Annotated in this window: 12 protein-coding genes; 7 read left to right on the top strand and 5 right to left on the bottom strand. The window is 65.7% G+C overall.

What is annotated here, in order from left to right; genetic code table 11:
* Nucleotides 1–26: 26 nt before the first annotated feature.
* On the bottom strand, nucleotides 27–1193 hold the full coding sequence (locus BM115_RS04420; RefSeq protein ID WP_092291056.1) for an efflux RND transporter periplasmic adaptor subunit: 1167 nt from the start codon (nucleotides 1191–1193) through the stop codon (nucleotides 27–29).
* A gap of 499 nt (nucleotides 1194–1692) precedes the next feature.
* Between BM115_RS04420 and BM115_RS04415 the strand changes: the two genes are divergently transcribed.
* Nucleotides 1693–2409, top strand: coding sequence for a TetR family transcriptional regulator (locus BM115_RS04415; protein WP_092291054.1), 717 nt, complete (start codon nucleotides 1693–1695; stop codon nucleotides 2407–2409).
* 12 nt (nucleotides 2410–2421) lie between these two features.
* Here BM115_RS04415 and BM115_RS04410 read toward each other — a convergent pair whose 3' ends face one another.
* Complete coding sequence (locus BM115_RS04410; RefSeq protein WP_092292071.1) at nucleotides 2422–3510, bottom strand: ABC transporter substrate-binding protein; 1089 nt, start codon at nucleotides 3508–3510, stop codon at nucleotides 2422–2424.
* A 213-nt stretch (nucleotides 3511–3723) separates the two neighbouring features.
* Between BM115_RS04410 and BM115_RS04405 the strand changes: the two genes are divergently transcribed.
* From BM115_RS04405 to BM115_RS04380, 6 genes are all read left to right on the top strand, one after another.
* Entirely contained in the window at nucleotides 3724–4398 is a 675-nt protein-coding gene (locus tag BM115_RS04405; RefSeq protein WP_092291052.1) for a response regulator, read from the top strand.
* Between the two features lies 1 nt (nucleotide 4399).
* On the top strand, nucleotides 4400–5875 hold the full coding sequence (locus tag BM115_RS04400) for a sensor histidine kinase (protein WP_092291050.1): 1476 nt from the start codon (nucleotides 4400–4402) through the stop codon (nucleotides 5873–5875).
* Between the two features lie 108 nt (nucleotides 5876–5983).
* On the top strand, nucleotides 5984–8278 hold the full coding sequence (locus BM115_RS04395) for a type VI secretion system Vgr family protein (protein WP_092291048.1): 2295 nt from the start codon (nucleotides 5984–5986) through the stop codon (nucleotides 8276–8278).
* Between the two features lie 11 nt (nucleotides 8279–8289).
* Nucleotides 8290–9162, top strand: coding sequence for a DUF4123 domain-containing protein (locus tag BM115_RS04390; RefSeq protein WP_177219850.1), 873 nt, complete (start codon nucleotides 8290–8292; stop codon nucleotides 9160–9162).
* The gene (locus tag BM115_RS04385) at nucleotides 9152–9628 is read left to right on the top strand and encodes a DUF3304 domain-containing protein (RefSeq protein WP_255370695.1); all 477 of its coding nucleotides are present in this window, start codon (nucleotides 9152–9154) and stop codon (nucleotides 9626–9628) included. The genes BM115_RS04390 and BM115_RS04385 overlap by 11 nt, the downstream gene beginning before the upstream one ends.
* Nucleotides 9629–9694: 66 nt before the next feature.
* The gene (locus BM115_RS04380) at nucleotides 9695–11311 is read left to right on the top strand and encodes a T6SS phospholipase effector Tle1-like catalytic domain-containing protein (RefSeq protein WP_177219849.1); all 1617 of its coding nucleotides are present in this window, start codon (nucleotides 9695–9697) and stop codon (nucleotides 11309–11311) included.
* A gap of 133 nt (nucleotides 11312–11444) precedes the next feature.
* On the opposite strand, the gene BM115_RS04375 is transcribed toward BM115_RS04380, so the two are convergent.
* From BM115_RS04375 to BM115_RS04365, 3 genes are read right to left on the bottom strand one after another with little or no spacing between them, the layout of a single operon-like run.
* Complete coding sequence (locus BM115_RS04375; RefSeq protein WP_255370694.1) at nucleotides 11445–12272, bottom strand: ChaN family lipoprotein; 828 nt, start codon at nucleotides 12270–12272, stop codon at nucleotides 11445–11447.
* Nucleotides 12269–12616 (bottom strand): DUF2149 domain-containing protein, encoded by a 348-nt coding sequence (locus BM115_RS04370; protein WP_092291040.1) that lies wholly within the window; start codon nucleotides 12614–12616, stop codon nucleotides 12269–12271. The genes BM115_RS04375 and BM115_RS04370 overlap by 4 nt, the downstream gene beginning before the upstream one ends.
* A complete protein-coding gene (locus BM115_RS04365; RefSeq protein WP_255370693.1) occupies nucleotides 12613–13113 on the bottom strand; it encodes a MotA/TolQ/ExbB proton channel family protein in 501 nt (166 codons plus the stop codon). The genes BM115_RS04370 and BM115_RS04365 overlap by 4 nt, the downstream gene beginning before the upstream one ends.
* Between the last annotated feature and the right edge of the window lie 61 nt (nucleotides 13114–13174).

Here is a 13174-nt window from a genome sequence, read left to right as displayed (position 1 = left end):
TATTACTTATGGTGCGATGGCGCGGGTCAGCCTTGGGTGGCCGGGGTCGACGCGGTCTTCGGCGCCTGGAACGGCACGGCCTTGGCGGGCGCGCCCGGCTGCACCTTCTGCAGCCCTTCCACGATCACCTTCTCGCCGCCCTTCAGGCCTTCGGTGATGATCCAGCGGTCGTCGATCGCCTGCGGTGCCTTGACCGGCACCACGGCCACCTTGCCGTCGGCGCCCACCACCATCACGCTGGCGCCCTGCGCCGTGCGGATCAGCGCGCGCTGCGGCACGGTCAGGGCGTTCTCGTCCACGCCCTGCTCGATCTTCACGCGCACGAAGGTGCCCGAGAGCAGTTCGCGCTTGGCGTTCGGGAACTCCGCGCGCAGCGTGATCGAGCCGGTGGTCGGGTCCACGGTCATGTCCGTGAACAGCAGCTTCCCGGTCTGGCTGTACTCGCGGTCGCCCGCCTCGGGGAACAGGTGCACACGGGCACCGCCATTCACACCCTTGACCTGACCATTCTCGATGGCCCGGCGCAGGCGTGCCACTTCGGCGGCAGGTTGCGTGAACGTCACCCAGATCGGATCGACCTGCTCGACCACCGTCAGCTTGGTGGCTTCGCCCTTGCCGACCAGCGCGCCTTCGGTGACCAGCGCGCGGCCCACGCGGCCGGAGATCGGCGCGGTGACCGTGGTGTAGCCCAGGTTGATCTGGGCCGTGGTCACGGCAGCCTTGGCGGCGGCGATGTCGGCATTGGCCTGGCCGGCAGCGGCCACGGCGTCATCGAACTCCTGCTTGCTGACCGCGTTGGCGGCCACCAGCGGCTTGTAGCGCTCGGCCTTCTGACGCGCGGAGACGGCGTTGGCCTCGGCCCGCTCCAGCTGCGCCCTGGCGGACGCCAGCTGGGCCTGGTACGGGGCCGGATCGATGCGGAACAGCACCTGGCCAGCCTTCACTTCGCCGCCTTCGGTGTAGTTGCGGGACAGCACGATGCCTTCCACGCGGGCGCGCACTTCGGCGGTCCGCACGCCTTCCAGGCGGCCCGGCAATTCATTGATGACGGCAACAGCGGACGGTGTGACGGTAACCACACCCACTTCGGCCGGCGGCATGGCGCCGCCCTGCGGGGCCTTCTGGCCGCAGGCGGACAACGCCAGGACCGCCACGGCGGCGGCAACGCAATGGATACGTTGGGACTTCCTCATCGATAACCCCATGATGATGTTTGAGATCTGCCGCACTGGCCGCATGTGACGGCCGGACGGGCGCGCCACTGCGTGGCGAGTGCGGAAAAGCGTAATGCGCACCGCAAGCCGGCCCCCTTGAGCGGGCGCATGGCTAGCGGCGTTGGTGCGTTAAAACTGGCAGGTTGGTGCCCGGCGCGTCGGCCGTGACGTCACTTTGCGTGCAGGGCGTCACTGGATCTTGGGCTGGCCGACGATCGAGCAAGCGCGTAGTATATATACATTCAAGCATGTATGTTAAGTCCGGCACGCAAACAGCGCCTTTTACAACACTTTGAAGCGCAGCCTTTTTGACGCAATCTTGACGATTTGCGTCAACAGTGAGCACGAATATTGCGGGCAGGTTAGGATGCGCCCCGCCGATGGCGGTGTCGCCATGAACAAATGAGAGGTTGTCGTCACAATCGTGTGGCACAACGGAGACCTGGGCGGATAAGCGTCCGCTGGCAGGAAAGAGGAAATGGTCAGACGTACCAAGGAAGAAGCGCAGGAAACCCGCAACCGGATCCTGGATGCCGCCGAGGCGGTGTTCCACGCCCGTGGCGTGGCGCGCCCGTCACTTGCAGATATTGCCGAAGCGGCCGGCGTCACGCGCGGCGCCATCTACTGGCACTTCAAGAACAAGAGCGATGTCTTCGCGGCCATGTGCGACCGCGTGAACCTGCCGGTGGAGGCGCTGATCGCCCCCGAGCGGCGTGCGCTGCGCGAGGATCCGCTGAACAGCATCCGCGACATCTGCGCCTTCGTATTCAAGCAGACCGTGGTGAACCCGCAGTGGCGCCGCGTCTTCGAGATCATCTTCCACAAGTGCGAGATGGTGCAGGACAACGGCGCGATCTTCGAACGCCAGCGCCAGTCGCACAAGGAAGGGCTGGTCAAGATGCACGAGCACCTGCGCATGGCCGTGGAATGCGGCCAGCTACCGGAGGATCTCGACATCCCGCTGGCCGTCAACGCCTTCCACGCGGCCATTGGCGGCGTGCTGGCGCACTGGCTGTTCTCGCCCGAGGATTTCGAACTTAATCACGAAGCCGAGCGGCTGGCCGACGCCATGATCGACATGCTGCGTTTCTCCACCGCGCTCCGGAAAGGCTACGTGCCGCGCCCGATGGGGCCGATCGACGCCGAAATGGCCACGTTCTGCGGGTCGTCCACGCCACAGGCCCTGGCCGAATAAGCCTCCCCAGCCCTATCCCCGCAGCGCCTCGCGCCAGCGCGCCAGGAACGCCCGCTTGCGCAGGGCGTCCTGCGCGGCCAGCAGGCCGGGGCCCACGCTGATCGGCTTGAGCGCATAGCCGAGCCGCTCCGCCAGCGTCTGGGCCGTGTAGGCGCTGTCAGTATCGGTGCGAATCGTATAGAGCTGGGAAGTCGACTTGCCGAGCTGCGCCTGCCCCTCGCGCGAGAGCACGAAGTCCAGCCACAGCCGCGCCGCATTGGGCCGGGGCGCCTGCCGGGCGATAAACGCCACGCGCGACATCACCAGCGTGTAGTCGCGCGGCGCGATCACGCCGATGCTGGCGCCGCGCTCCATCAGCGACAGCGCGTACGACCCCAGCAGGTTGTAGCCGAGCACCAGCTCGCCGCTGGCGATGCCTTCGATCATGTCCGCCGTCGAGGCCGACAGCTTCACGCCCGCGCGACCCAGCGCCTGCGCCAGATACCAGAACTCGCTGCCCATGCGCGCGTCCTGCTGCGCAAGCAGGTAGCCCACCCCCGAACGCTCCACGTCATAGGTCACGATGCGCCCGCGCCACTGCGGCCCGCGCTCCTGCAGCAGCCGCGCCAGCCCGCTGCGGCTGCCGGGCACATGCGCGCCATCGAAATACTTGCGGTTGTAGACGATCACGGCCGGCTCGAAGGTCGTGCCCCAGGCCTCGTCACGCCACACCGCCCAGCTCGGCAGGCCGGCGCGCTCGGGCGAGTTGTAGCGCTGGGCATAACCGTCGTTGACAAGCTTGATCTGGAGGTCCATCGCCGTGCTCCACAGCACATCGGCGAACGCCGCGTCGCGCGGCGCGCGCGTGGCGCCCAGCGCGGCGCTCTCGGCCAGGAATCGATCGTTCAGCTCCACCGTGTTCAGGTCCGCGTAGCGCACGCGCACGCCGGGGTAGCGCGCTTCGAAGGCGGCGATCAGCGGCTGGACCACCGCGAGATCCGTCGACGCGTAGACCGCCACGGCGCCCTCACGCTGGGCCCGTTCGATGATGCCGGCGTACTCGGGCGGATAGCCGTCCGGCACGCGCGGCGCGGCCTGGGCCAGTGCGGGCAGGGCGGCCATCGCGGCACCCGCGCGCAGCAGGTGCCGGCGCACCGGCGATGCGGGCGCGGAGGACGGCGTCGGCAGGGGCGATGTCAGGACGCGATTCGGCAAGGCGGAACGGAGGGCGATGAGGGACAGGCCGCCGACACCGGCGGGCAGGGCGGAGGTATTATAGGCGCCCTCGGGACGCGCCCGCGCCCTCGATTCCCGATCCGGCAGAGGAGGTCCGGCATGCGTATCCTGCTGGTAGAAGATGAGGTGGAACTGGCCCGCTGGGTGGCCCGCGCGCTGGAGCAGGGCGGCTTCGTCATCGAGCACGTGGCGGACGGCCTGCAGGCCGAAGCCCGGCTGATGGCCGAGGAATACGACGCCGTGGTGCTCGACCTGCGCCTGCCCGGCAAGGACGGCCTGGCCGTGCTCAAGGCCATGCGTGGCCGCGACGACCGCACGCCGGTGCTGATCCTGACCGCCCAGGACACCCTCGACGAACGTGTGCGCGGCCTGAACCTCGGCGCCGACGACTACCTGCCCAAGCCCTTCGCCATCGCCGAACTCGAGGCGCGCATCCTCGCCCTGATCCGCCGCAGCCGTGGCCGCGCTCATCCCCGCCTGCAATGCGGCACGCTGGTATTCGATGGCGAGACGCGCAGCTTCACCCTCGGCGGCGCCCCGCTGGCGCTCACGCCACGCGAATCCACGCTGCTCGGCGCGCTGCTGGCCCGCAGCGGCCAGCCGCTGACCAAGGCGCAACTGCTCGACAAAGTCTTCTCGCTCGATGCCGACGTGAGTCCGGACGCCATCGAGGTGCTGGTCTACCGCCTGCGCAAGAAGCTGACCGGCCATGGCGTGACCATCGTCACGCTGCGCGGCTTCGGCTACCTGCTGGAACCCGAGGCCGAGGCCTGACATGAGGCGCCGCCGCCCGCGCACGCCAACGCCGGCGCGGCCCTGGCTGCGCGGCAGCCTGCGCCGCCAGCTACTGATCCTGCTCGTGCCGGCGCTGGCGCTGATGATGGCGGTGGACAGCTGGTTCACCTACGGCACGCTGCGCCACGCCGCCAACACCGCCTACGACCGCTCGCTCTACGGCTCCGTGCGCACCATCGACAACGCCATCGGCATGGCCGGCGAGAGCGTGCAGCTGACGCTGCCGGATGCCGCGATGGAGATGTTCGAGACCGCCGCGCAGACCCACGTGTTCTACCGGGTGTCGATGGAGCGGGCAGGGCGCGTGGAGACCGTGACCGGCTATGACGACCTGCCGCTGCCGGCGGGCACCCTCGTCAACAATCAGACCCGCTTCTACGACGCCACCTATCGCGGCGAGCCGGTGCGCATTGCGGCGATGGCCCGGCCGGTCTACCGGCCCGACGCGCGCATCCGCGTGATCATCCAGGTGGCCGAGACCGCCGAACCCCGCTCGGCGCTGATCGCCAATGTCTGGCGCAGCGCGCTGCTGCGCGACCTGGCGCTGATTGTGCTGTCGGCCCTGATCCTGGTGGGCGGCGTGACCTATGTGCTGCGTCCGCTGCAGCGCGTGCGCGACGATGTGCGCGCGCGCTCGCCCCAGGACCTGACGCCGCTCGAATTCGACCGCGTGCCGGTGGAAGTGCGTCCGCTGGTGGACGCGGTGAACCTGCACGTCTCGCGCTCCGAGACCATGGCGCAGTCGCAGGCCCAGTTCATCGCCGATGCCGCGCACCAGCTGCGCACACCGCTGGCCATCCTCAAGACGCAGGCCGAGTTCGCCCAGCGGCAGCTGGCGGCCCGCCACAGCGAGGCCGGGCGCGAGGCGGCTGGCGAAGCGGTGGGCGGCATCGTCACGCAACTGGAGCAAGCCGCGCGGCTGACGAACCAGCTACTGGCGCTGGCGCGTGCTCGGCAGCCAGTGCGCGAGGGCGGCGGGCCGGCCGAATTCGTGGCCGAGATCGACGCGGTGACCGTGGCAGAACAGGTGGCACTCGACTACCTGCCGCTGGCGCGCGGCAAGCAGCAGGACTTCGGCTGGGAACGGCCGACGGACCTGACGCTGCCGGTGCGCGCCGACGCCGCGCTGCTGCGCGAGGCACTGGCCAACCTGGTGCACAACGCGATCCAATACTCGGGGCGCGGCAGCCGCATCACGCTCTCCGCCGCGCGCGTGGGCGGCGATGCACTGCTGGTGGTGGAAGACGACGGCCCCGGCATCCCCGAAGCCGAGCGCGAGAAGGTGTTCGCGCGCTTCTATCGACGGGTGGAAAACACCGAACCGGGATCCGGCCTGGGCCTCGCCATCTCGCGGGAAATGGCCGCACGCTTCGGCGGCACCGTGGTGCTGCGCGAAGGCGTACAGGGCAGGGGGGTGCGAGCGGAGTTGAGATTGCCGATGGCTGGCGACGCGTAGACGCGACAGCGATTTTTCGAACTAGTACGATTGTAGTGCCCACTTCGACGCTTCTAGCATGGCCCCTACGCAACTTTTCCGGGCTGCGCGGGCAACGGAGCGAGAATCATGGCGCGGCAGTCGTATTTCCTGAAAGTCCCCGGTGCGACAAGCGCCGCAGGGTTGTCGGTGGTGTCATTCGAGGCGGTGGAGCGGCTAGGCGAGCCCTACGAGGCCATCGTCCAACTGACACACCCTCTTGAACTGGACCGCGCCGATTATCTCGGCAAGCCGGCCACATTCCTGATCGACCCCGGCGATGAATCCGAGCCGCGCACCTTTGCCGGCTGCATCACCCGCTTCTCCAAGACGGCGCAAACACCGGACTTCCATGCGTATGAGATGGTCGTGGAACCGCTGGTCGCCCGCCTGTGGCTGACGCGCTCCACCCGCATCTACCAGCACCAGACCGCGCCAGAGATTATCGAGGCGATTCTGCGGCGGCATGAACTGGTCGGGCATCAGTTTTCCTTCAGGCTTCGACGCCAATATCCCCAGCACGCGTTCCGCTTCCAGTATCAGATGTCCGATTGGGAAACCATCCGCCTGCTGATGGAGCAGGAGGGGTTGTATTCCTATTTCCTTCCCGGCAAGTTCGGCGAGATGGTGGTGTTTGGCGATGACATCGACCATTACCTCTACCAGCCTGAACTGCGGGTGCCGTACCGGGAGACGGCGGGGCTGGAAGCGGGCATCGAAGCGGTCTTCGCCCTTCGTACTATTGCGAAAACCGTCCCCGCATCGTTTCTTGTGGCGGACTACAACCCCGATCTGGCATGGGAGCCGCTGAAGGGCGAAGCCAATGTCGCGAGGAAGGACAAGACCACCTACGGCCAGCCTTATGTCTTCGGCACTCATCATCTGGATTTCGAAGGCGCCAAGTGGGAGGCGCAGCTTCGGCATGAGGCGGCGGTGGCTTCGCAGGTGGTGTATGAGGGCGAAAGCAACGTGCTGGAACTGCGTCCGGCGCGGATTCTGCGGATGGATCTTGCGCTGGCGGATGCGCCGAATGGGCAGGTCATCACCGAGGTCATCCACACCGGCGCACGCGACGCCGCGTATCGCAATACCTTCAAATCGATCCCTTCGGATCGGCGCTTCCGGCTACCGCTGGACGAGGCCAACTGGCCGAAGATTCAGGGCACGCTGAGTGCGCGCATTACCTCCCCGAGCCAATATCCATATGCCTACCTGACCCAGCAGGGTTATTACACCGTCCGCTTTGACTTCGATTTCGAGGACTGGCCGGGCGGTGGGGAATGCGTGCCGCTGCGGCTGGCCAAGCCATTCGCCGGGGCACTGCAAACGGGATTCCACTTCCCGCTGATCGACGGCACCGAAGCGGCTATCGCATTTCGGGACGGTAATCCCAATAAGCCGTATATCGCCCACGTTCACCATAACAGTCGTCAGACGGATCTGATTACTAATCAGGATCGCTGGCTGTCCCGCAACGTCATCCGTACGCAGAGCGATAACAAGCTCGAATTCGAGGATTGGGAGGGGCAGGAGCACATCAAGCTGTCCACCGAGCATTCGGGGAAGAGTCAGCTGACGCTTGGCCACATGGTGGATGGGAAGTGGAAGCGACGGGGTGAGGGCTTCGAACTCAGGACTTCCGGCTGGGGGGCGATCCGGGGCGGCAAGGGGCTGTTCATCACCGCCGACGATCAGCCAAAGGCCACAGGACAGCAACTCGACATGGCCCCAGCCCAGCGCCTGCTCGAACAAGCGCTCCAGCAAAGCCAGGCACTGGCCGAGACCGCCAAGACCGCCCAGGCCCTCGCCGCCGACTGCGAGCGCCAGCAGGCCTTGCTCAATGACAGCCTCAAGCAACTGCGCGCCGCCGGCCTGCTCGCCAGCGCCCCCGCCGGTATCGCCCTGGTGTCTGGCGCGGACCTGCAAACCAGCGCGGCGAACCATCTCATCGCCACCGCCGGGGGCAGCGCGGACATCGGCGTGATGAAGCGCTTCACCGTCGCCGCCGGCGACGCCGTGTTGCTGTTCGCGCAGAAGCTCGGCATGAAACTGTTCGCGGCGCGCGGCAAGGTCGAGATCCAGGCGCAGGGCGATGAATTGCAGTTGGCGGCACTTAAGGACGTCACCATCAGCAGTACCGACGGGAAGCTTGTTCTTACCGCAGACAAAGAGGTCTGGATCGGTGCCGGAGGATCCTACATCCGCATCACCGGGGAGCGCATCGAGAACGTCACGCTGGGCGACATCTACGAAAAGTCGGCGTACTGGAGCACCCAGGAACGCGCGTCGATGACCGTTCCGCTGCCTCAATTCCCCCGTACCACATGCAGAAGCTGCCTGCTCGACGCCATGCGCCGGGGTACGCCTGGCGTCATTCTCAAATAGGGAATTCCGATATGGACTATCGATTTGCACTGATCGACTCGAGCCAACAGATGCGATTTCACCGAAGACTGGACCGCTCGGGCGCCACGTACCAGTCCCTCTTTGCCGGCTATCCGGAAGAATCGTTGCTAGACATGGCGCCGCTCCTGATCGATTTGAACCGAGATGACGAACTCCGCAAAAACCTACTCGCGGCAGCCGAGCACCTGGGCAAACTGAAGCCCTGCGTCAGCCTCCTCATCGCCTCGGTGCCATTTGACGAGCTTGCCGAGCATCTTCGCCAGTTCCATCTGACCGAGATACCCAACGGCCGGGAAATGATCGTGCGCTGGTACGACGGCCGCATCCTTCCAGCCTGGCTGGAGATTCTGGGGGCTGACCAGCGCGCCCTTTTCACGCGGCACGTCTCGGCATGGACCTACTTCGACCGTTTCGGCGAGCCACAACAACTACCCTTGCCTGCAGCGGGCGCGACGGAACCGCCGCCAGCCCCTATCCGCCTCGATGACAACCAGCTTTCAGCGCTAATGAGCGCATGCGAGGCCGACATGATGATCGTGGATCTACGCGAGGTAAATCGGGACGAACTCCGGTCCGTACCGTATCGCACGCTCTATCCGTTCGTCCAGGAGCACCTGCTTGTCGCGCGGCAGCACGGACTAACCGCGAGGCCAGACCGTCTGCAACTCCTGACCCTGGCGCTCCATACGTCCGGACGTTATGTCGACCATCCTCGGGTTGCGCAGCGCCTGTCGATGCCTGCGCCCGCCCACGAGGAAGCCTTCAAGGACTGGCTGGCTGGCCTTGGGGACGACATCTTGGATATTGCAAGACCGCTGTGGGACACGATCGATGACAACCGAGGAGCAAGCCATGAACCATAACGCCATCTCAATGACAAGCACTGCCACTGCCGGTTGGCGCCCGAGGTTTCGAACATTTCTGGTGGTAATGCTGGCAGCAGGGTCTGTCGCACTGTCCGGCTGTGGCGAAGACCCTATGACACTGGAAGTGGTTGGCTACAACCATACCGACGAAGGCATCTACAGCTTCTCGGTGAACGGCTATGGCGGTGCGTACCTAGGTCCGCACTCGGGGGGCGGGAAGTTCACGTGTTGCGCCAGCATTTCGCGAATTTATCGGCCCGGCATGACACTGAACGTCGAATGGGTCAACAACGTTAAGGACACTCCGAAGCAACGTAAGGTGATGGTGCCGTCCTATCGGCCCGAAGACGGAGGAATGCTGTCCGTACATTTTCTGCGCGACGGGAACGTCAAGGTCTTTGTGACGATGGTCGGACCCCGCCACCCTGCCTATCCCCTACGAGGGGACGAAACCCGCCTGTAACACGCTGGATGGAGAAAAAACTTGCCTTACAGCATCTCGCCACCCTCACCAATGCCTAATAGCGGCATGCGCAAGCTCACCGTACGTGAATCGCTGCAGCGCTGCCGAGCAATCACGTGCCCAGAAGAATGCCGCCCTGTTCAATGCAACGGGCAGGTGTATGTCAATCTATTCTTCGATGGTACCGGCAACAACAAGGACTGGAAGGAGCCCGGCCTCAACGGCACTCAGACATCCGTCGGTAAGCATAGCAATGTTGCCCGCCTGTATAACGCGAGCATTGATAGGTTCGAAGATGGATTCTTCTCCCACTACGTACCGGGACTCGGCACTCCGTTCGAGAAAATCGGCGATCCCGGCGGACACAAGGGCATGGCGGGGGGCTACATGGGTGCGGACCGCATTAACTGGGCGATCACGCGCATTCTGAATTCGGTGCACTACTACCTGACCGAGGCGCTCCTTCTCGATGACGAAACGGCAAGAACCGTCGTCAACAACGCAAGTTCCCTCTTCGCGAATATGGGCCTCGAGGGACCATACCGCCGCATGGTGCTAACCGCCTGGGAGCAAAAACTCGAAGCCATCATAAGAAGCAGCCAGCGTCAGGTCACCCGGATCAACGTTGCAGTGTTCGGCTTCTCACGTGGCGCGGCCATAGCGCGGGTATTCGCCAACTGGCTGCTCCAGTTGATGGAGCAGAAGGATGGCGCCTATCGGCTGGCCAGCGTCCCGATCCGGATCTACTTCATGGGCCTGTTCGACACCGTAGCGTCGGTCGGCGTGCCAGACATCGTGCCGGGATTCAATGGCCATCTGGACTGGGCCGAGGGCTACATGGATATCAGCCCTGCGGTAGATCAGTGCGTGCACTTCGTTGCGCTGCACGAGCAGCGTGCAAGTTTCCCTCTCGAACTCGCCGCGCGTGCGCGGCAGGTCGGCTATCCCGGCATGCATTCCGACGTCGGTGGCGGCTATCGCCCCGGGGAGCAAGGCAAGGCAATGCCCGAATGGGGCGCATCGCCACATCTGTCCCAGATTCCATTGATCGACATGCATCACGCCGCCTTCAGCGCCGGGGTGCCGTTGATGACCATGGCGGAAATCAGGCAAGCGCCCAACCTCGCCGTCGACTACCACTGCTCACCGCGGCTCGTCAGCGCGGCGAACGACTTCTTCAAGACCTGCGGCATCGACACCACGGCAACAGGCAAGGCTGGAGTCACCGGGGTGCTCAAGTCTCACACGCTGCAATACCTGCAGTGGCGCGGGGAACTGATGGCGTACAAGGATCCGCTGAAGACGCGGCGCTTCTACCTGGACGCGAAGCTGGGCGCGGACCGGGCCAGACTACAGGAGGGCGTCGATGATTTCGCCGAGCACATTACGGCCCTGCGCCGCCGCTTGCAGCATGCCGGGTCGTCGCAGACTGACCTCGTCGGCACCCTTAACCCCATCGGCGCTGCCGTCCTGCGCGTGTTGCAGGATGACGTAACCGAGCCCGTGGACGCCGAGACTCGCCACATGCTCGAGCATGCCACCCATTCGCTCGCCGTGCCCCCGGCGGTTCGCACCTTGATGGACGACTACGTCCACGACTCCCGATGCGGATTCCGGATGGGTGGGCTCATGGAGCCCCGGCGCGTAACCAACGGCTACTTCCGCTACCGACAAGTGTATTGAGCCCCAAGTTAACCCAAAGTTGTCCGATTCCTACACCGATATCAGCCTTAGCTCGCCTTGGTTGTGCCGCCTGCGGTGCCAGCCCTCATCGACGGCGGACCGTGGCCGATGAGATCAGCCACGAATCAAACGCCTACCGCGGCTTCGCCACAGCCTCCTTGCACGGATCCTTCCGCTCGACGGGGGCCACGCGCACCACCTCGTCGAAGCCTTCGGCGCGGCTGCCGTCCTCCAGATAGCCCACGCTGAGCACCTTTGCGGCGTCGCCGTGGAGCCAGCGGGGCACGCCGAGGTCGCGCCGTACGTGGCCGTTGCCGGCGATCAGTACCGCGCCGCGGCTGGCGTAGGGGGCGAGCGTGCGGGCCATTACGGCGTCGCGGGCGGCCTGGGCGTTGAGCATGCCGGGCAGCATCGCCTTGGGGAAGTTGCCGCAATGGCCGGCATCGAGCGTCGCGGTCTGCGCGGCCACGACTTCCATCGGCAGCGGCTTGTCCAGCCCCAGCGCGGCCTGCTGGTCCGGCGGGAAGACCGCGCCGAGCCCGCCGCGGACGATCTTCGCGGCATCGGCGCGCGAGAGGTTCGCGGCCAGCAGCGGCAGGTCATATTGGAGCGCCAGCGCCACCACGGGCCGGTACAGCGGCCACTGCCAGCCGGCCGCGCTGCCGGCCTGGGCGATCAGGTAGTCGGCATCGCCCGGCCGTTCCTTGCGGGCGCGGTCGATGTCGGCCTGCCGCTCGCGGTCGAACTGCTCCATCGCCACCGCCGGCCGCCAGCCGGCTTCCACGGCGCGGGTCAGCGCCTGGAGGCGCGCCGCCTGCGCCGCGCCGTTGTCGTGGACCTCGCCCAGCAACACGTACTGGCGGCTGGGGAAGGTGGCGCCGATGGCCGCCGGCGACGGCGGCTGCGTCGCGCAGCCGGCCAGCATCGCGAGCGCCATGCCAAGGATCGTCGCGCGCATCATGGCTTCGCTCCGGACGTGGCTTGTTGGGACGCCTGTTGTGACTCCGGCACGTACACCATCGACCCATCCTTCAGCCGGTAGGCCACGCCGGCCTTGATGCCGTCGCCGCTGCCCACCTGCCCGCTGGCCTGATAGCGCACGATCTTCTCCCCCTGCCGCGACACGATTTCCATATTGGGCTTGCCCGGGTTGGTGATGACCGTTACGTCGTCGTGCGTGAACGGGTTCATCGGATTCTGGGCGATGGCCACCAGCAGGGCGGCAATCACCACCAGGAAGACGTCGATCAGGTTGACGACCGACAGGATCGGGTCGTCGGCCTCGCTTTCGTCCAGGAATCTCATCGGGCCGCCTCGCGCGCCTGGCCGAGCCAGACCAGTTCCTCGGCCAGCCAGCGGCGGCGCACATTGACCACCCAGAAGGTGATGCTCGCCGCGATCAGCGCCAGGATCACCGCCGAGAACGCGATGGTCAGGTTCTCGCCCACATTGGCGAGGTTGCCGCCGGACAGGCTTTTCAACGCCGGCCCCATCGGGATCATGGTGGCCACCAGCCCGAGCATCGGCGCCACGCGGGTGGCAATGCGCAGGCGCTCCAGTAGCCGGTGCGCGGCCACGTCCAGCGCGTCCGGGTGGCTGACCCCGTTGGCGTGCGCCCAGGCCACCAGCAGATAGCCGCGCCCCGATTCGATCCCATGCCGCCGGCGCAGCCACGCCTGCATGGCGAACTGGCCCAGCGCCCAGAACGCGTAGAGAAACAGCAGGCCGATCATGGCCAGCGTGGGGTACAGGAACAACTGGCCGATGTCATACATCAGCGTTTCGAGGACGGTGGGCGTCATAAATATCGTCGCGATGAATAATGAAGCGATAAATCTAACTACGTTGATTCTTCATGGCGAT

The organism is Cupriavidus sp. OV096, assembly GCF_900115455.1.
GTDB lineage: Bacteria > Pseudomonadota > Gammaproteobacteria > Burkholderiales > Burkholderiaceae > Cupriavidus.
This window is presented reverse-complemented; position numbering and strand designations above follow the sequence as displayed.

Coding starts and splice junctions, on each gene's coding strand:
- BM115_RS04405 (WP_092291052.1), top strand. CDS start 3,724: ATGCGTATCCTGCTGGTAGAAGATGAGGTGGAACTGGCCCGCTGGGTG.
- BM115_RS04390 (WP_177219850.1), top strand. CDS start 8,290: ATGGACTATCGATTTGCACTGATCGACTCGAGCCAACAGATGCGATTT.
- BM115_RS04420 (WP_092291056.1), bottom strand. CDS start 1,193: ATGAGGAAGTCCCAACGTATCCATTGCGTTGCCGCCGCCGTGGCGGTC.
- BM115_RS04415 (WP_092291054.1), top strand. CDS start 1,693: ATGGTCAGACGTACCAAGGAAGAAGCGCAGGAAACCCGCAACCGGATC.
- BM115_RS04375 (WP_255370694.1), bottom strand. CDS start 12,272: ATGATGCGCGCGACGATCCTTGGCATGGCGCTCGCGATGCTGGCCGGC.
- BM115_RS04370 (WP_092291040.1), bottom strand. CDS start 12,616: ATGAGATTCCTGGACGAAAGCGAGGCCGACGACCCGATCCTGTCGGTC.
- BM115_RS04385 (WP_255370695.1), top strand. CDS start 9,152: ATGAACCATAACGCCATCTCAATGACAAGCACTGCCACTGCCGGTTGG.
- BM115_RS04400 (WP_092291050.1), top strand. CDS start 4,400: ATGAGGCGCCGCCGCCCGCGCACGCCAACGCCGGCGCGGCCCTGGCTG.
- BM115_RS04365 (WP_255370693.1), bottom strand. CDS start 13,113: ATGACGCCCACCGTCCTCGAAACGCTGATGTATGACATCGGCCAGTTG.
- BM115_RS04395 (WP_092291048.1), top strand. CDS start 5,984: ATGGCGCGGCAGTCGTATTTCCTGAAAGTCCCCGGTGCGACAAGCGCC.
- BM115_RS04380 (WP_177219849.1), top strand. CDS start 9,695: ATGCGCAAGCTCACCGTACGTGAATCGCTGCAGCGCTGCCGAGCAATC.
- BM115_RS04410 (WP_092292071.1), bottom strand. CDS start 3,510: ATGGCCGCCCTGCCCGCACTGGCCCAGGCCGCGCCGCGCGTGCCGGAC.